General features: G+C 65.7%; 18 protein-coding genes. 7 read left to right on the top strand and 11 right to left on the bottom strand.

Annotated features, from left to right (window positions below; all coding sequences use genetic code 11):
- Window positions 1–109 precede the first annotated feature (109 nt).
- Window positions 110–847 (top strand): hypothetical protein, encoded by a 738-nt coding sequence (locus DFR67_RS03645; RefSeq protein WP_110468067.1) that lies wholly within the window; start codon window positions 110–112, stop codon window positions 845–847.
- 77 nt (window positions 848–924) lie between these two features.
- Here the strand turns inward: DFR67_RS03645 and rlmB are convergent, their stop codons facing one another.
- The 6 genes from rlmB to DFR67_RS03615 all read right to left on the bottom strand — a co-directional run bounded on the left by rlmB (window position 925) and on the right by DFR67_RS03615 (window position 6116).
- Window positions 925–1887, bottom strand: coding sequence for a 23S rRNA (guanosine(2251)-2'-O)-methyltransferase RlmB (rlmB, locus tag DFR67_RS03640; protein ID WP_110468066.1), 963 nt, complete (start codon window positions 1885–1887; stop codon window positions 925–927).
- A gap of 43 nt (window positions 1888–1930) precedes the next feature.
- Window positions 1931–3343, bottom strand: a complete 1413-nt coding sequence (gene cysS / locus DFR67_RS03635; protein WP_110468309.1) for a cysteine--tRNA ligase — start codon at window positions 3341–3343, stop codon at window positions 1931–1933.
- An 11-nt stretch (window positions 3344–3354) separates the two neighbouring features.
- The gene (gene ispF, locus DFR67_RS03630; protein ID WP_110468065.1) at window positions 3355–3819 is read right to left on the bottom strand and encodes a 2-C-methyl-D-erythritol 2,4-cyclodiphosphate synthase; all 465 of its coding nucleotides are present in this window, start codon (window positions 3817–3819) and stop codon (window positions 3355–3357) included.
- Window positions 3816–4496: a 2-C-methyl-D-erythritol 4-phosphate cytidylyltransferase gene (gene ispD / locus DFR67_RS03625; protein WP_110468064.1), complete on the bottom strand. Its 681-nt coding sequence runs from the start codon at window positions 4494–4496 to the stop codon at window positions 3816–3818. The genes ispF and ispD overlap by 4 nt, the downstream gene beginning before the upstream one ends.
- Before the next feature lie 19 nt (window positions 4497–4515).
- Complete coding sequence (locus DFR67_RS03620; protein WP_020107769.1) at window positions 4516–5004, bottom strand: CarD family transcriptional regulator; 489 nt, start codon at window positions 5002–5004, stop codon at window positions 4516–4518.
- 185 nt (window positions 5005–5189) lie between these two features.
- The gene (locus tag DFR67_RS03615) at window positions 5190–6116 is read right to left on the bottom strand and encodes a hotdog family protein (RefSeq protein ID WP_245937701.1); all 927 of its coding nucleotides are present in this window, start codon (window positions 6114–6116) and stop codon (window positions 5190–5192) included.
- A gap of 233 nt (window positions 6117–6349) precedes the next feature.
- On the opposite strand from DFR67_RS03615, the gene DFR67_RS03610 reads away from it, so the two are divergent.
- Together DFR67_RS03610 and radA are read left to right on the top strand one after the other, a co-directional pair.
- The gene (locus DFR67_RS03610) at window positions 6350–7003 is read left to right on the top strand and encodes a copper chaperone PCu(A)C domain-containing protein (RefSeq protein WP_146240355.1); all 654 of its coding nucleotides are present in this window, start codon (window positions 6350–6352) and stop codon (window positions 7001–7003) included.
- Between the two features lie 97 nt (window positions 7004–7100).
- Window positions 7101–8498: a DNA repair protein RadA gene (gene radA / locus DFR67_RS03605; protein WP_110468062.1), complete on the top strand. Its 1398-nt coding sequence runs from the start codon at window positions 7101–7103 to the stop codon at window positions 8496–8498.
- A gap of 22 nt (window positions 8499–8520) precedes the next feature.
- On the opposite strand, the gene DFR67_RS03600 is transcribed toward radA, so the two are convergent.
- Window positions 8521–9087 carry a PaaI family thioesterase gene (locus DFR67_RS03600; protein ID WP_110468061.1) on the bottom strand — a complete coding sequence of 189 codons (567 nt, stop codon included), beginning with the start codon at window positions 9085–9087 and terminating at the stop codon, window positions 8521–8523.
- A 47-nt stretch (window positions 9088–9134) separates the two neighbouring features.
- Here DFR67_RS03600 and disA point away from each other — a divergent pair, with 47 nt between their 5' ends.
- The gene (disA, locus tag DFR67_RS03595) at window positions 9135–10217 is read left to right on the top strand and encodes a DNA integrity scanning diadenylate cyclase DisA (RefSeq protein ID WP_211324930.1); all 1083 of its coding nucleotides are present in this window, start codon (window positions 9135–9137) and stop codon (window positions 10215–10217) included.
- 138 nt (window positions 10218–10355) lie between these two features.
- Here disA and DFR67_RS03590 read toward each other — a convergent pair whose 3' ends face one another.
- Window positions 10356–11123, bottom strand: coding sequence for a hypothetical protein (locus DFR67_RS03590; RefSeq protein ID WP_110468059.1), 768 nt, complete (start codon window positions 11121–11123; stop codon window positions 10356–10358).
- A gap of 169 nt (window positions 11124–11292) precedes the next feature.
- Window positions 11293–11946 carry a carbonic anhydrase gene (locus tag DFR67_RS03585; RefSeq protein WP_110468058.1) on the bottom strand — a complete coding sequence of 218 codons (654 nt, stop codon included), beginning with the start codon at window positions 11944–11946 and terminating at the stop codon, window positions 11293–11295.
- On the opposite strand from DFR67_RS03585, the gene DFR67_RS03580 reads away from it, so the two are divergent.
- Window positions 11945–12838 (top strand): HhH-GPD family protein, encoded by an 894-nt coding sequence (locus DFR67_RS03580; protein WP_110468057.1) that lies wholly within the window; start codon window positions 11945–11947, stop codon window positions 12836–12838. The genes DFR67_RS03585 and DFR67_RS03580 overlap by 2 nt on opposite strands.
- Before the next feature lie 9 nt (window positions 12839–12847).
- On the opposite strand, the gene DFR67_RS03575 is transcribed toward DFR67_RS03580, so the two are convergent.
- Window positions 12848–13612 carry an alpha/beta fold hydrolase gene (locus DFR67_RS03575; RefSeq protein ID WP_110468307.1) on the bottom strand — a complete coding sequence of 255 codons (765 nt, stop codon included), beginning with the start codon at window positions 13610–13612 and terminating at the stop codon, window positions 12848–12850.
- Between the two features lie 136 nt (window positions 13613–13748).
- On the opposite strand from DFR67_RS03575, the gene DFR67_RS03570 reads away from it, so the two are divergent.
- Window positions 13749–14057 (top strand): antibiotic biosynthesis monooxygenase family protein, encoded by a 309-nt coding sequence (locus tag DFR67_RS03570; protein WP_110468056.1) that lies wholly within the window; start codon window positions 13749–13751, stop codon window positions 14055–14057.
- On the opposite strand, the gene DFR67_RS03565 is transcribed toward DFR67_RS03570, so the two are convergent.
- Window positions 14054–14842: a putative protein N(5)-glutamine methyltransferase gene (locus DFR67_RS03565; protein ID WP_110468055.1), complete on the bottom strand. Its 789-nt coding sequence runs from the start codon at window positions 14840–14842 to the stop codon at window positions 14054–14056. The genes DFR67_RS03570 and DFR67_RS03565 overlap by 4 nt on opposite strands.
- Window positions 14843–14941: 99 nt before the next feature.
- Between DFR67_RS03565 and DFR67_RS03560 the strand changes: the two genes are divergently transcribed.
- Complete coding sequence (locus DFR67_RS03560) at window positions 14942–16429, top strand: aldehyde dehydrogenase (RefSeq protein ID WP_110468054.1); 1488 nt, start codon at window positions 14942–14944, stop codon at window positions 16427–16429.
- Window positions 16430–16596: the final 167 nt, after the last annotated feature.

Genomic DNA, 16596 nt, shown 5'->3' with positions numbered 1-16596 from the left:
AGCCGTGACAGAAAATACCGATCAGAGTAAGACCACGGTCTCGCCGGTCGTCGCCCCGTCTAAGTTCAGTCGAGTTCTATCCGGCTTTTTGAATTCGCCTTTCGCCGGTATGACCCCGTGGATCGTGATGGGTTTCATCAACGGCCCGGGACGATTCGAGGAAGCGGCAGCAGTCGCATTCGGCCTCTCTCTGCTATTTGTCCTCGGCGGCCATAAACGCGGCAGCAAGATCAAGTTCCTGGAAGTGTTCGACCTCGTCTATTTCTCCTCGATGGTGCTGCTCGCGCAATTCGCGGCGGCCAGCGTGGTCGACTGGCTCGAGTTGTGGGGCGGGGAGATGACCAACATTGCGCTGGTCTCATTCGCGTTCGTATCGATCTTGATCCGCCAACCGTTCACCATGCAGTACGCGAAAGAGTCTGAGCCAGAAGAGATGTGGGACAATCCGTTGTTCATCCACATCAACTACATGATCACCTGGTCGTGGGTCCTCGGATTCGGGGTGGGAGCGATCGCAGGGTTCTACGGCGACTACGTCCTGAACGACAACAACAACTTCTGGACCGGCTGGATCATCGGCTTGGCAGGCACCATCTTCGCGATCTCGTTCACCGAGTTCTACCCCGAGTACGCCGTCGCCAAGGAAATGGCGAAGGCCGGCGAAGACGCGGTACCCCAATCATTGATGCGGCTGCTGGACTGGGTGCCGATTTTCATCATCGTCACCGGCGTCGCCGGCCTGGTCACCGATTCGACCAGCACCACGCTCGGCGTCATCATCATCGTCGTCGGTGTCGTGATCAAACTCGGGATGCGCGCGCTCTCCCCCGACAACAAGAAAGCCTGAACTACTCCCGAAATGGGTCCTTGTGGCGAAGCCGACCTGCGGTTTCATTCGCCAGAAGGACCCATTTCCGGGTTGGTCTAGGAGCGGCGTTGCCGTGCGAACTCGGCGAGAACAACGCCGGCAGCCACGGAGGCGTTGAGGCTTTCGACGTCGCCCGCCATGGGGATCGACAGGATCGAGTCGCAGGATTCACGAACCAGCCGCGACAGCCCTTTGCCTTCTGATCCGACAACGATCACCGTCGGACCCGAACCGTCGTAATCGTCCAGGGTCACATCGCCGTCGGCGTCGAGGCCGACGAGCTGAACGCCCGTCTCGGCCCATTCCTTCAGGGTGCGGGTCAGATTGGTGGCCTGCGCGACCTGCAATCGGGCGGCCGCACCTGCGCTGGTGCGCCACGCGACGGCCGTCACCGACGCACTGCGCCGAGCGGGGATCACCACGCCGTGTCCGCCGAACGCCGCAACGGAACGGATCACCGCACCGAGGTTGCGGGGATCGGTGATGTTGTCGAGCGCCACCAGCAGCGGCGGCTGCCCCGAATCGATCGCGTATTGCATCAGATCGGTCGGGTGGGCATAGCGGTACGGCGGTACCTGCAGCGCGATGCCCTGGTGCATGCCGTTGGTGCTCATCCGGTCGAGTTCGGGCTTCTGGACCTCGAGGATCGAGATACCCATGTTTCCGGCGAGCTGCACCGACTCGGAGACGCGCTCATCGGCGTCGCCGCCGAGAACGACATACAGCGCTGTCGCGGGCACCTGCGCGCGTAGGCATTCCACCACCGGGTTGCGACCCAGTACGTACTCCGGCTGCTCGGTCAGCGTCTTGCCGCGCGGCGTCCGGCCTCCGGAGGTGGCAGTACTCCGGGCCGCCGCCTTCGCCTTCTTGTGGGCCTGGTGATAAGTCCGGTCGACGGCCTTCGGGGTCGCTCCCTTGGCTTCGAGGCCCCGGCGACGCTGACCGCCCGATCCAACCGTCTGTCCTTTTTTGGTGCCGCCCTTTCGGACCGCACCCTTACGTCGTGAATTGCCGGCCATCAGCCAACCACCTTCCGCTGAATGTGCCCATGTGGCCTGCCAATCATTGGCCTGCCTCTGAATTGTCTTGCTTCTCGGTCAATGACCACTGCGGGCCATCCGGAGTATCGGTGACATCGATTCCCGCCTGGGCCAATCGATCTCGAACCTCGTCGGCCACCGCCCAGTTCTTTTCGGCCCGCGCGGTGGTCCGGCGATCGAGCTCGGCCCGCACCAGCACGTCCAGCGCCTCGGTCATATCGGTGTCGTTGCCGCCGTCGACCCAGTGCTCTGCAAGCGGGTCGACCCCGAGGATGTCGAGCATGGCCCGAACCGAGGACGCCGATTGGAGCGCGGTTACGTGATCGCCGCTGTCGAGCGCGATGTTGCCGGCCTTGACCGTGCCATGGATGTGCGCCAAGGCGGCCGGTACCCCGAGGTCGTCATCGAGCGCCGCTGCGAACTCTGCGGGCACCTCCCCGACCGGGACCTCGCCGACCCGCGAAACAGTTCGCTGCACAAAGGCTTCGAGCCCGCGGTATCCCCTGGCAGCATCCTCGACCGCATGCTCGGAATATTCGAGCATCGACCGGTAGTGCGCACTACCGAGGTAGTAACGCAATTCGACGGCCCGAAAACGTTGCAGCATCGCGGGTATGGCGACCACATTGCCTAGCGACTTGGACATCTTCTCGCCGCCCATGGTGACCCAGCCGTTGTGCAACCAATAGCGCGCGAAAGGGTCTCCTGCGCCATGGCTTTGTGCCAGTTCGTTCTCGTGATGCGGAAACACCAGATCCATTCCACCGCAGTGGATGTCGAATTCGGGCCCGAGCAGCGAGGTGGCCATCGCCGAGCATTCGAGATGCCAACCCGGCCGCCCGCGTCCCCACGGGGTGGGCCATGACGGCTCATCGGGCTTCGCCGACTTCCACAAAGTGAAGTCGCGGGCGTCGCGCTTACCGGTGCCCGCGCTCTCACCTTGATGGACGTCGTCGAGTCGGTGTCCGGACAGCGAGCCGTACTCGGGCAGGCTCAACACATCGAAGTAGACGTTGCCGTCGGAGGCATAGGCGTGCCCGCGTTCGATCAGGCGCTCCATGTATTCGACCATCTGGGTGATGAAGCCCGTGGCCCGCGGTTCGGCCGACGGCGCCAAGACCCCCAATTGGTCGTAGGCCCAAGTGAACTCACGTTCGTGGGTGGCCGCCCATTCCCACCAGGGACGCTCGTTCTCCGCTGCCTTGCGGAGAATCTTGTCGTCGATGTCGGTCACATTGCGCACGAATGCCACATCGAAACCCTTGTACGTCAACCAGCGCCGCAGGACGTCGAAGGCGATCCCGCTGCGGACGTGCCCGATGTGCGGCACCCCCTGCACGGTGGCGCCACACAGGTACACCGAAACATGACCGGGACGCAACGGCGTGAATTCACGCACGTCTCGGGTGGCGGTGTCGTAAAGGCGCAGGGTCACGGTCGGCAATCTTACTTGTCGAGCAGCAGGGCTGTGGCCACGGCGGCGATCCCCTCGCCGCGACCGGTCAAACCCAGACCATCGGTGGTGGTGGCCGACACCGAAACCGGTCCGCCCAGCAACTCGCCGAGCACCTGCTGCGCTTCGGCGCGCCGGGGACCGATCTTGGGCCGATTGCCGATGACCTGGACGGCAGCATTCCCCAGTCGGAAACCGGCGGCCTCGAAGAGTTGCCGAACGTGGGTGAGCATTCTGGCGCCACTGACCCCGTCCCACTCCGGCCTACCGGTGCCGAACACAGACCCGAGGTCGCCGAGCCCTGCGGCCGAGAGCAGGGCGTCGCAGAGGGCGTGAGCAGCCACGTCGCCGTCGGAGTGGCCTTCGCAGCCGTCGTCGTCAGGAAAGAGCAGTCCGGCCATCGCACACGGTTTGCCGGGGGCGATCGGGTGCACGTCGGTTCCGATACCCACTCTCATGCGCGGGTCCGCTCGTGCAACAACCACGTCGCCAGCTGAAGGTCCCACGGAGTCGTGATCTTGAACGCCATGGGATCGCCGGGGATGATCCGCACCGGGATGCCCTGGGCTTCGACGAGCCCGGCGTCGTCGGTGAACTGTGCACCGTCCGCGGAGTGCGCGAGAGCGGCGTAGGCGGCGCTGAGCATGGCGGAGTCGAATCCTTGCGGGGTCTGCACGGCACGGAGAGGACCGCGATCGACAGTGCCTGTCACCGTGCCTGCGGGATCGACCGACTTGATGGTGTCGACGACGGGCAACCCGGGCACGACTGCAGGGGCGCCGGCCATCACGGCCGCGACGACGTCGACAAAAAGCGTTTGCGGGGTCAGAGCGCGGGCTGCGTCATGGACGAGCACCACGTCGGACGGAGGCGCCGCGGAAAGGGCTGCGCGTACGGAGTCAGAGCGCTCCGCACCGCCGGCGACCACGATCACCTCGGAAAACTGAGACCGCACCTGATCGACGAGGTCGATCGGTACGGAGAGAACAACTGCATCGACGACCCCGCTGGCCTGCACACCACGCACCGCGTGATGCAACATGCTGTGACCGGCGAGGTCGACGAAAGCTTTGGGAAGTCCCGCGCCGAGCCGCTCTCCGCGGCCGGCGGCCGGGATCAACGCGACTGTAGACACCAGAACCTAGCTGCTTCGGTCAGGAAGCGGCGGCGAGAACCTCATCGAGGATGATGGAGGCTTTCTCGTCATTGGTGTTCTGCGCCAACGAGAGCTCGTCGACCAGAACACGGCGAGCGCGGGTCAGCATCCGCTTCTCACCTGCGGACAAACCACGATCCTGCTCGCGACGCCAGAGGTCACGCACGATCTCAGCGACCTTGATGATGTCACCGGAGATGAGCTTTTCCTGGTTCGCCTTGAACCGACGGGCCCAGTTCGTGGGCTCCTCGGTGTGCGGCGCCCGGAGGACGTCGAAGACCTTGCCCAGTCCTTCTTCCCCGACGACGTCGCGGACACCCACATATTCGAGCTTCGTGGATGGGATCTGGACTGTCATGTCCCCATCGGCCACCTTCAGAACGAGGTACTCGACGGCCTCACCTTTGATGGTTCGGGTCACGATGTCTTCGACCAGTGCGGCACCGTGATGGGGGTAGACAACGGTGTCACCAACTTTGAAATTCAATGTTCCATGCCCCTTTCGATTTGCCCAGTCTAGCACGGCGCGTCCCGAGTCATCAGCCAACGGTGCAGGTCAGCGGCATACCAGCGGTTTCGTAAACCTTGACGGCACCTGAAAAGTGTGCTGGCACATAGCCCGAACCATGCCGCCGACGGACCGATTGAGGCTAGGCGGCGGTCGGCGATCGGTCACCTGTCCACACGGTTGTCCAACCCCGCCGCACGTTGCAGTGTCACCGTCGTCAGAGCAAGTAGGCGATTGTCGTCGCCGGCATCGACCAGACGGACGTTCACGAGACTGTGATCGGTCGCATCACGGACCACGTCGGCGTACGAACGCGCCGGTCCGACCCGCACCTGGGACAGGTAGTGCAGCTGCATGTCCGTCGCAACGAGGCCCGGGCGGATCGCATGCGCCGCCGCCTCGACCAGCAAGGCCTGAGCACCACCTTGGATGGTGCCGATCATGTTGGCGACGAACGGGGAGAGTTCCAGTTCCACGATCCCGGCCGCCGGGTCGACGACCCGCATGGCCAGGCGCGAGTAGATGTCCCCGTCAACAGTTTCGATGTTCCGCTCACGGAGTCGGCCGACCCACTCCTCCGGCTTGTAGTCGTCCGCGCCGGTCGCCGCGGCACGAGGCAGCCGGACGAACGTGGCCAGCGCCCGCCCCGCGAGAATCGGGCCGTGTCCGGTCGGCGGCGCCGCGCTGTCGATGGTCTTCGCGAACTCACCCAGATCGGTCAGGCCGCAGCCGTCGTACACGTCGGCGGACACCACGACCGCCTTCTTACCGACCCGGACCAGATTGCTGTCGATCAGCACCGGGCCCTGACGCACCGACCCCGCGGCGTGCAGGGACAGGTTCTGCGTCGCCGTCCAATCCGGCGCCGACACCGTGAGCGCCGGATCCGAGGTCACGTAGTCGACCAGGGTCAGCAAGAAACCGAGCGACGCCGTGCCTGCGGGCGACCGCATCTTGTGGGTGAACTCACTGCGCATCAGCGAGCGCTCTCGGGTCGGCTGTAAGGAGGCCAGACCGAAGTCGGACGCGAAGCTGCGACTACTCAATGTCACGCGCGCCGACACGGCCCCGGAAGAGGCATTCTCATTCATGAGAATCATCATGCCCGGTTGGGTGGGCACCGGTGCGCGCGAGGTCACGGATGTGAGGCGAACCGGCCGAAATACGAAAACGCATCGATTTCACGACCCGGACAGACTTTCCCGGGCGCCGCCCACTACGCTCCGTAGTGCACGCACTGCGTGTTCGGCGGCACCAGGATCTCCCGGCGCCCGAACGGCGCATGGCGCGCGCCAGCATCATGACCTACCTCGGAGGAAAACCGGTGTCAGTGCAGAATGTCTCGGCCCAGCCCACGGGTTCTCGGTCGGTGCGCAGCGTCCGGCGCAGTCGATTCGTCTCGGCAGTGGCCGCCGCAACCATCGCGTCAGGCCTGCTGATCGGCACCACCGCGTGCGGCGCCGGGCAGATCGCGCAGACGGCCAACCAGGCGCCCGCGATCAACGGCAACGAGATCGACGCCGGTCCCCTTGCACTCCGTGACGTGCACATCGTCTTCCCGAAGGACGGCAGCACTCAGGCGTTCGTCAACGGCGGACCCCTCGAGATGGCGTTCCTGATCGCCAACGGCAGCCCAGACACCGCAGACACCCTCGAGAGCATCTCGTTCGCCGACGGCAGCGGGGAGGTCGAGATCGAGGGCAAGACCGAGATCGGACCCAACCAGTCGCTGCGCGCCGGAGAACCGGCCCTGCTGCTCACCACGAGCGAAGAGCCGAGCAATCCCAGCGAAGAGCGCATCACCGTCACCGTGACCGGCGCTCCGCCGAGCCTGACCCCCGGACTGACCGTCCCGATGGTCTTCGACTTCGAGAAGGCCGGCCAGACCACCATCGAGGTCCCGGTCGACGCCGGCGCGATCCTCCCGCGCCAGGACAAGCCGCGCGGCGTCGAAGAGGCCGAGGGCGAAGCCCACTAGTCCGATCTTGGTGGGTTTCGGCGACCGTTTGCCCAGGTCGCCGTCGCCACAAGCCACCAAAACCGGGTCTGTCGGTCGCCGTCGTTAGAGTTGCCCGGTGGCCAAAACCAAAACGACGTACCGGTGTAGTGCGTGTGGCTATCAGGTCGCGAAATGGCTTGGGCGTTGCCCCGATTGCGGCGAGTGGGGCTCTGTAGGCGAGGTCGCGTCCATCGCAGCCGCCTCCTCGGGGATCAGTGCCGGTAAGTCGCCGACGCTCGCAACGGTTCCCGGCACACCCGCGCGGCCGATGACGCAGATCGACGCCACCAACGCGGCGGCCTTCTCCACCGGCATCGGTGAGCTCGATCGCGTACTGGGCAAAGGAATCGTCCCCGGATCGGTCCTGCTGCTGGCCGGGGAGCCCGGCGTCGGCAAGTCCACGCTGTTGCTCGAGGCCGTCAAACAATGGGCACTACAGGGCCGGCGAGCCCTCTACGTCACCGGCGAAGAATCCGCCGGACAGGTGCGGCTGCGCGCTGAACGCACCGGCGCGGTTCACGACGAGATCTACCTGGCGGCCGAATCCGATCTCGGCGCCGTCCTCGGTCATGCCGAGGCCGTGATGCCGTCGCTGATGATCGTCGACTCGGTGCAGACGATGGTTGCGCAGAGCGTCGACGGTGTGAACGGTGGCGTCACCCAGATCCGGGCAGTCACAACCGCTTTGACGTCGCTTGCGAAGAATTCAGGGATAGCCGTCGTGCTCGTCGGCCACGTGACGAAGGACGGTACCGTCGCCGGGCCGCGGTCCCTCGAGCACCTCGTCGACGTGGTCCTGTCCTTCGAGGGCGACAAGCACTCCACCCTGCGAATGGTTCGCGGGATCAAGAACCGCTTCGGATCTGCCGATGAGGTCGGCTGTTTCGAACAACGCGAGGACGGCATCCACGAGGTCACCGACCCCTCGGAACTGTTCCTGCATCACCGCGACATCGGCGTGGCCGGCACTGCGATCACCGTGGCGATGGACGGCAAACGCCCGCTGCTCGGGGAGGTGCAGGCCCTGGTCTCCAAGTCGAGCCTGGCCAACCCGCGTCGCGCCGTCGTCGGTATCGACTCGGCAAGGGTGGCAATGATCTTGGCCGTCTGTGCCGCACGCGCCAACCTTCCGACGTTCGACCAGGACGTCTACGTCGCGACCGTCGGGGGCATGAAGATCAGCGAACCCGCCGCCGACCTCGCCGTCGCACTCGCGCTCAGTTCCATACTGGCCGAGCGGTCGTTGCCGGGGTCGATGGTCGCGCTCGGCGAGATCGGGCTCGCCGGCGAGGTGCGCCGCGTCGCGGGGGTCGGGCGGCGGGTGGCCGAGGCCAAGCGGCTGGGCTTCAAACATGCCATCGTCCCGGCCGGATCACTCGATCTGCCGTCCGGCATCAAGATCACACAGGTGGCCGATCTCCAGACGGCCATGCGCGTCGCCCTGAAAGGCCCGTCGAGCCCGTACTCCTTCTAGAGTCGACGCCGGGGCCTGGACCCTAGACTCCGCCGCTGCGTTCTCGGCGAGCCACCTTGTCGGCATAGAAGTCCGCCGCGCCGCTGGCGGCGAAACTGTCTCGGTAATGCTCGAGCGGCTTGATCTTGATGAAGAGCGCGTGTGCGGACCCGACCGGTTCGGGATCGTCACCCAGGTAAGCGACCGCGCGGGTGTACAGCTTGCGACGGACCTCGCCGATGCATTCGGCCTCGATGCGCAACTCACTGCCGATCGGTATCGGCTTCGCGAAATCGATTTCCAGGTGGGCGGTCACGGCGATTGCTCCGACCATCCACTGCGCGAGGCCCATCGCCTCGTCGAACGCAGACGACAGGATGCCGCCGTGGATAACGCCGGGCCCGCCCTCGAAACGGGGCTCTACCTGCATATGAGCGGTGATTTCGACCCCTTCACCTGCGACGGCCTTGAGCTGCAGACCTGACGGCGCATCCTCGCCACATCCAAAGCACATCGGGTTGTGCGCCCGCACGGGTCCGCCCGCCGCCGGAGCCTTCGGGGACCGCACTGCGGGGACCAGGTCGTCGGGCAATACGAAAGAGGTTTTCACAGACAGCTAATCTAGTCTCCACCTGCTTCATGACAGAAAGGCGCCTCATGCCTGAGGTTCCGGCCTCGGACCTGCTTCGCACGACGATTGCCCGGCTAGCGCCCGGCACCCCTCTGCGAGACGGCCTCGAACGTATCCTCCGTGGCCGTACCGGTGCCTTGATCGTCATCGGGCATGATCCGGAGGTCGAACGCATCTGCGCCGGTGGTTTCCACCTGGACGTCGCCTTCGCCCCCACCCGCCTGCGCGAGCTGTCGAAGATGGACGGTGCCGTGGTGCTCTCCACCGACGGCAGCCGGATCGTGCGCGCCAACGTGCAACTCGTCCCTGACCCCTCGATCCCCACCGACGAGTCCGGAACACGGCACCGATCTGCCGAGCGGACCGCGATCCAGACCGGCTATCCCGTCATCTCGGTCAGTGCGTCGATGTCGATCGTCAGCGCCTACGTGGCCGGAATCCGTTACGTCGTAGAGGGTTCCGACGCGATTCTCTCCCGTGCGAACCTCGCGGTGGCAACGCTCGAGCGCTACAAGACCCGCCTGGACGAGGTCAGCGCACAGCTGTCGCGTTCCGAGATCGAAGACTATGTGACACTCCGCGACGCCATGACCGTGGTGCAACGCCTCGAGATGGTCCGCCGGGTACGGGACGAAATCCAGCACTATGTCCTCGAACTCGGAGTCAACGGCCGTCAGCTCAGTTTGCAGCTCGAGGAACTGGTGGGCGAGAACGACTCTCAACGTGAGTTGGTGGTGCGCGACTACTTCGCGAGCCCGGAACCGGCGAGCACGCAAGAAGTGGAACAGGCCTTGGCCGCGGTGGAAGAACTCACCGACGCAGACCTGCTGGACCTGACAGCCCTGGCCCGGGCGTTCGGCTACCCGAATACCATTGACGCTCAGGACATCGCAATGAGTCCCCGCGGCTATCGGTTGCTCGCACGCATCCCGCGACTGCAGTTCGCGCACATCGACCGCTTGGTGCGCAGTTACGGCACGCTGCAGGCGTTGCTGGCGGCCACCGCAGCCGATCTACAGGCTGTCGAGGGTATCGGCAGCATCTGGGCCCGCCACATCCGAGAGGGACTCTCCCGTCTGGCCGAGTCCAGCATCGAACGGTTTGATTAGAAACCACTTCGGGTGACCACAACGGTCTCGTGGCCCCGCACGTTCTGGACTGAGGATGAACGAGCGCCAGCGAGGTGAAGACGAGGGAAGAACGTGCGATCAGGGCCGCGACGACCCAGCGAGCGGGCGAGCAAAATGTTACTGCGCGGCGGGGCGATTCACGTTAAATGTGATCGGGGCACTTGCTTTTTCGCCGATCCGTGCGACCGCCTGGTAGGCACCGGGAGCGACCGGCTGACGCACGGTCTCGCAGCCCGGGGTGCTGGTGGTGCCGGACCAGTCGATGGTGTCTTTGACCTGCTGTCCGGGCTTGAGCAGCTGATTGTTGACGCCTTCGACGGGTGCGCAATCGCCTGAGGCCCAGATGCGCCGGTCTCCGGCGAGGTTGAGCACGGTGACGCTCTGCATCGCCTTGCCGACGTCCCTGGTGCATTCGGAGAGCCCGGCGTTGGTGACGGCGATCGTGAAGATCGGCTGTTCGCCTTCGACGTAGGCAGGTTTGTCGGTGTAGAGCACCACCGAGATGTTCTGATCAGGGCACAGTCCGCTCGCGGGAACCGGCTGTGGGGTCTCACCGGCGGGCGTACCGCCGGGGATGCCCGGCTCGCCTGGCGCAGGTGACTCGCCGGGGGCCGCCGCATTACCGCCGCCGCCGCCACTCGAGCCGCCGCTGACCCCTGGCACACCCGAGGCGGATGCCGACGGATCGCTGTATGCCGAGGGCAACGCATAGCTGGGAGTTCCCGAGAGGTCCGTCGAGTTTGCGGTGTTCTTGCCGCTGTCGTCGCTGGTCACCCAGAAGATCAAGCCGATGATCACTGCGAGCACGACCACCAGGACGCCGACCGCTAGTGCGCGTCGGCGCCAGTAGATTTCCGGTGGCAGTGGGCCCTGAGGATCTAGCACACCCTGACGCTAGTGGCCGGTAGCCACCCACCGGCTGACCAGACGCGGCGTGTCGCATTTCGGGTCCTGTGAGACGCAGCGCAGCGGAGCTCGAACCGGTCGCCTGAGACGCAGCGCAGCGGAGCTCGAACCGGTCGCCTGAGACGCAGCGCAGCGGAGCGGAGCTCGACTAGGCGCTGAGGCTGGGGGTCTCCGGGTTGCTGTTGTCTTCGCCGACATCACCGAGGGTGCCGCGCAGCCGGACTTTGCCTTCGGAGAGCTCGTAGGTCAGGCCGACGATGCCGACCTCACCTTTCTCGACCCGGTCTGCGATGTAGCGACTGCGCTGCACCATCAACCGGCCGGTCTCCTTGACGTGTCGCGCCTCGAACTCGTCGACACGAGTGAGCCCTTCGCTGCGGCCGGCGAGGATGCTCGGGGTCACGCGTTCGACGACGTCGCGGATGAAGCCACCTGGGATCTGGAGATCGTCGAGGGCGTCGAGGGTCGCGCGGACCGCGCCGCAGCTGTCGTGGCCGAGGATCGCGATGAGCGGTACGCCGAGTACCTCGGTGGCGTATTCGATCGAGCCGAGCACCGCCGAGTCGATGACGTGGCCGGCAGTGCGGATGACGAACATGTCGCCGAGTCCCTGATCGAAGATGATCTCGGCGGCAACACGCGAGTCGGCGCACCCGAAGAGTACGGCTTTCGGATGCTGGCCGCCGGTGAGCCGGTGACGATCCTCGATACCCTGGCTGGGATGAGCCGAGTTGCCTGCCACGAAACGTTCGTTACCTTCGCGCAGCTGTTTCCACGCCTGCGCCGGAGTTGTCTGAGCCATGGGTGACATTGTGCCCCGTCCCGATCCGGTCTCGCCGGGCAAGCTCCTCGGTTGGTTCGATACGGCCGAGCGGGACCTGCCATGGCGCCGGGACGACGTGACCGCGTGGCACATCCTGATCAGCGAGATCATGCTGCAGCAGACCCCGGTGTCACGGGTCGCGCCCATCTGGCAGCAGTGGGTCGAGCGATGGCCCGTGCCGTCGGCGATGGCGGCCGCGCCGGTGGGTGAGGTGGTGCGGGCGTGGGGCAAGCTCGGCTATCCGCGCAGGGCGATGCGTCTGCACGCGTGTTCGGCAGTGTTGGCCGCCGAGCATGGCGACGTGGTGCCCGCCGACGTCGACGTGCTGCTGACCCTTCCCGGGATCGGGGATTACACCGCGCGGGCCATCGCCTGCTTCGCGTACGGGCAGTCCGTGCCGGTGGTCGACACCAATGTGCGACGGGTGATCGCCAGGGCTGTTCATGGGCGCGCCGAACCAGGCAATCCGGCGCGGGCAGATCTCGTCGACGCCCAACTGCTGCTGCCCGATGATGCTCGGGCCCCGCGCTTCTCGGCCGCCCTGATGGAGCTCGGTGCGCTCGTGTGTGTCGCAAAGAATCCGCGCTGTGAGCGCTGCCCGCTGACCGACTGCCGGTGGGTGGCTGCCGGGTCGCCCGCGCATGTGGGGCCGGCCCGCAAGGTGCAGAAGTTCGCCGGCACCGACCGGCAGGTGCGTGGCCTGCTGCTCGACGTGTTGCGCGGCAGTGAGATGCCTGTGTCGCGGGCGGCACTGGACGTGGTCTGGACCTCCGACACCGCACAACGCGACCGGGCGCTCGATTCGTTGTTGGTCGACGGCTTGGCCGAGATCACCGCGGACGGCCGATTCGCGCTCGCGGGCGAAGGCTGATCGCGGTGGTCAGGGTTTGATGTTGCTGCTCCGCCAGGGCGCAGGCCGCCCGCACAAGAAGGCCTCGACGGCGCCGCGGTATTCGTTCGGGGCGTCGTCGTGCACGAGATGGCTTGCGCCGGCAACTTTGAGATAGATCGAGTTGTCTTTCGATTCGGCCATGGTCGCCATCTGACCCGGCGGTACGACGCTGTTGCCGGCTTCGATCAACAGGCTCGGAGCCGCGACCCGGTGCCATTGGTCCCAGAAGTCTCGCTGCCCCCACTCTTCGGCGATCTGCGCCCATATGTCGAGCCGGCCATGCAGGACACCGTCGTCGAACGCTTCGTAGAAGTAGCGCCCAGCGATGTCGCCGAACATGTCCTGAGCGTGCTCGAGGGAGTCGAATTTCGAGGGCCAGGAATCGAACCAGGGCTGCCAGCCCTGCGTCGTGCGGCCCCGGAAGTCGGGAGCCATGTCCTCGATCACCAGCGCCGACACCAGTTCCGGGTATTCGGCTGCCACGCACCACGAGTGCAGGGCGCCCATGGAATGGCCGATGAGGACCGCCGGCCCCATGTCGATCCAGGTCAGCACTTCTGCGAGGTCGGCGACGAACCGTTCGGTGCTGAGTTCGTCGAGGTCCGCGGGCGGTGCGATGTCGCGACCGGTGTGCCAGGCGGCGTCGAACGCGAAGACCCGGCCGTACCGCCGCAACCACGGGATCTGCCGTTGCCAGGTCCGGCCTCGACCCATCAGCCCGTGCATCAGGACGATCGGCGGCTGATCCGGCATTCCGCCGTAGTCGATGAATCCCGTGTCCGCACTCACGGGGTAGAACGTTATCCGCCCTGCACGACGTCAGCTTGGCGGCCTGCGGCGGCGCCGCCGGAAGTTCCGTGCATCCGGGCCCGGCGGTAGTGTGACATCCATGGCTGTTGTGAAGATCAACGCGATTTCCGTTCCCGAAGGTTCCGGACCCGAGTTGGAGAAGCGGTTCGCCCATCGCGCCCACTCCGTGGACGGATCGCCGGGTTTCCTCGGTTTTCAGCTCTTGCGCCCGGTCAAGGGCGACGACCGGTATTTCGTGGTGACGCAATGGGAGTCGGAAGAGGCCTTCCAGGCCTGGGCCGCCGGTCCTGCCCGTGAGGCCCACGCCGGGGAACGCGCCAAGCCGGTCTCCAGCGGCGCCGACCTGCTGGAATTCGAAATCGTCCTGGACGTCAAGCCCGGTACCTAGTCCAGCACCCCGACAACGGCGATCGCGCCGCGGTCGTCATCCCGTCGGATCGACGCCGCGAAGCCGGCGGCCGTGAAGATGTCGCAAGCCGTATGAGCTTGGCTTGCACCGACTTCCATCACCAGGTGGGACGGCCGGGCCAGCCACCGCGGCGCCGACACAGCAACTCGTCGCAGCAGATCCAGCCCGTCGACACCGCCGTCGAGTGTCGCTTGCGGCTCGTGTTCGCGGGCCTCGGGCGGCATCGTCGCGATGGCTGCGGTCGGCACATACGGGGCGTTGCACACCACCACGTCGATGTGCCTCCCGAGTTCGTGCGGCAATGCATCGAACAGATCGCCGAGATGGACCTGGCCACGCCCGGCGAGGTTGACCCGGGCACAGTCGGCCGCGACCGGGTCGATGTCTGCGGCGACGATCGTCGCGGCAGGCAATCGCGTCGCCAACACCGACCCGAGGGCCCCGGATCCGCAACACATATCGACGATCGTTGCCGCCGGGAGGGCGAGCTCTACGGCGATCTCGACCAGGAGCAGCGACCGCTGCCTCGGCACGAAGACCCCCGGGATCACCGACACCTGCAGGTCGCCGAACTCGACCGACCCGGTGATGTACTCGAGCGGTTCGCCTGCAACACGGCGCTGCACCAGCCGCTCCAGGGCCACCGGGTCCGCGGCAGCGGCCACGAGGATTTGCGCCTCGTCCTCGGCGAAGACGCAACCGGCTGCCCGCAGACGGGCTACAACCACCGCCGACGACGCCGCAGACCTGGCCGTTTCCGTCATTGGGTCGAAGGTAGCGCATACGGGTGCAACCAACTCCATTCCAGAAAACTGGAACGTGTTCTAACATTGGCGGGAAAGCAATAACCCAACGGAGGACCAATGACGGACACTGCGCAAGCCGCACCCACGACCTCGCATGACTTCTCTCAGCTCTACATCGGCGGCACCTGGGTCGCCCCTCATTCTTCTGAAGTCCTCGAGGTCCATTCACCCGCGACCGGGCAGCGTGTCGGCAGCACCCCGCTGGCGGATGCCACCGACGTGGACACCGCAGTGCAAACCGCCCGGGCTGCCTTCGACTCGGGCGTCTGGCGCAACACGTCGCCGCAGGACCGGGCCGCAGTTGTGGCAAAGGTCGCCGATCTGATCGACGAACGCGGCGCGGAGATCGCGGAGCTGGTGTCGTCCGAAATGGGTGCTCCCCCGGTGGCGGTGGCGACACTGCAGCAGCTACCCGCCACGGGCGTATTGCGCGAATATGCCAAGGCAGCAACCAATTACACCTGGCACGAGTATCGCGACGGCCTCTTCGGCAAGACCCAGATCACCCGCGAGCCGGTGGGCGTCGTCGGCGCGATCACAGCCTGGAACGTGCCGCTGTTCCTCATCTGCAACAAGCTCGGTCCCGCCCTGTCCGCGGGCTGTTCCGTGGTGCTGAAGCCTGCCCCCGAAACGCCGTTGTCGGCGAACCTGATCGCCGAACTGTTCACCGAGGCCGGTTTGCCGGAAGGGGTGCTGTCGGTGATCCCGGGTGGCCCCGACACCGGCAAGGCGCTCGTCGCACACCCCGACGTCGACAAGATCACCTTCACCGGATCGACAGCAGCCGGACGCGCGATCGGTGCAGCATGCGGTGAGCAGCTCAAGCGCTGTTCCCTGGAACTCGGCGGCAAGTCCGCCGCCATCGTGCTGGCCGACGCCGATCCGGCCGAGATCGCGGGCATGTTGACGTTCACCGGCCTGATGAACACGGGACAGGCGTGCGTCGCCCAGACCCGCGTCCTGGTACCGAGCGCCAAGCGCGACGAGATCGTCTCGGCCATGATCGACGCGGCCAAGCTCCTCAAGCCGGGTCTGCCCGACGACCCGGAGGCCCAGCTCGGACCCCTGATCACCGAGAAGCAGCGCACCAAGGTCGAGGACTACATCCGCCAGGGCAAGGAAGCCGGCGCCACGGCGGTTCTCGACAGCGTCCGGCCGGAAGGGCTGGAGTCCGGATACTACCTGAGCCCGACGATCTTCACCGGGGTCACCAATGACATGGCGATCGCCCGCGAGGAAATCTTCGGACCGGTGATCTCGGTGATCGACTACGAAACCGAAGAAGAGGCCGTCGCGATCGCCAACGATTCCGAATACGGTCTCGCAGGCACGGTGTGGACCGCCGACGTCGAACACGGACTGCAGATCGCCGCCCAGATCCGGACCGGAACCTATGGGGTCAACTGGTACGCGATCGACCCGGGTTCACCGTTCGGTGGATACAAGAACTCCGGTATCGGTCGTGAGAACGGACCCGAGGGTCTCGAGTCCTACCTCGAGCACAAGTCGGTCATCCTGCCGATGGGATACGACCCGAACGCCTAGGCTTCAGATCCTCCGGTTCCGACCGGAGGTAGTCACCGCCGAAGTCGGAGGAGGTCCCAGATCCTCCGGTTCCGACCAGAGGTAGTCACCGCCGAAGTCGGAGGAAGTCCCAGATCCTCCGACACCGGTCAGGTACTCCGGTTGCAACCGGAGGAAGTCACCACAGT

Origin of the sequence: Williamsia limnetica (assembly GCF_003217475.1) — a bacterium.
Taxonomy (GTDB): Bacteria; Actinomycetota; Actinomycetes; order Mycobacteriales; family Mycobacteriaceae; genus Williamsia; species Williamsia limnetica.
The sequence above is the reverse complement of the archived record's forward strand: the minus strand, read 5'-3'. Positions and strand labels throughout refer to the sequence as shown.

Bases quoted from the DNA above. Each gene is read 5' to 3' on its own strand.
- DFR67_RS03645 (WP_110468067.1), top strand. From the start codon at position 110: ATGACCCCGTGGATCGTGATGGGTTTCATCAACGGCCCGGGACGATTC.
- rlmB (WP_110468066.1), bottom strand. From the start codon at position 1,887: ATGGCCGGCAATTCACGACGTAAGGGTGCGGTCCGAAAGGGCGGCACC.
- ispF (WP_110468065.1), bottom strand. From the start codon at position 3,819: ATGAGAGTGGGTATCGGAACCGACGTGCACCCGATCGCCCCCGGCAAA.
- DFR67_RS03615 (WP_245937701.1), bottom strand. From the start codon at position 6,116: ATGAATGAGAATGCCTCTTCCGGGGCCGTGTCGGCGCGCGTGACATTG.
- disA (WP_211324930.1), top strand. From the start codon at position 9,135: ATGCCTGAGGTTCCGGCCTCGGACCTGCTTCGCACGACGATTGCCCGG.
- DFR67_RS03580 (WP_110468057.1), top strand. From the start codon at position 11,945: ATGGGTGACATTGTGCCCCGTCCCGATCCGGTCTCGCCGGGCAAGCTC.
- DFR67_RS03585 (WP_110468058.1), bottom strand. From the start codon at position 11,946: ATGGCTCAGACAACTCCGGCGCAGGCGTGGAAACAGCTGCGCGAAGGT.
- DFR67_RS03575 (WP_110468307.1), bottom strand. From the start codon at position 13,612: ATGCCGGATCAGCCGCCGATCGTCCTGATGCACGGGCTGATGGGTCGA.
- DFR67_RS03570 (WP_110468056.1), top strand. From the start codon at position 13,749: ATGGCTGTTGTGAAGATCAACGCGATTTCCGTTCCCGAAGGTTCCGGA.
- DFR67_RS03565 (WP_110468055.1), bottom strand. From the start codon at position 14,842: ATGACGGAAACGGCCAGGTCTGCGGCGTCGTCGGCGGTGGTTGTAGCC.
- DFR67_RS03560 (WP_110468054.1), top strand. From the start codon at position 14,942: ATGACGGACACTGCGCAAGCCGCACCCACGACCTCGCATGACTTCTCT.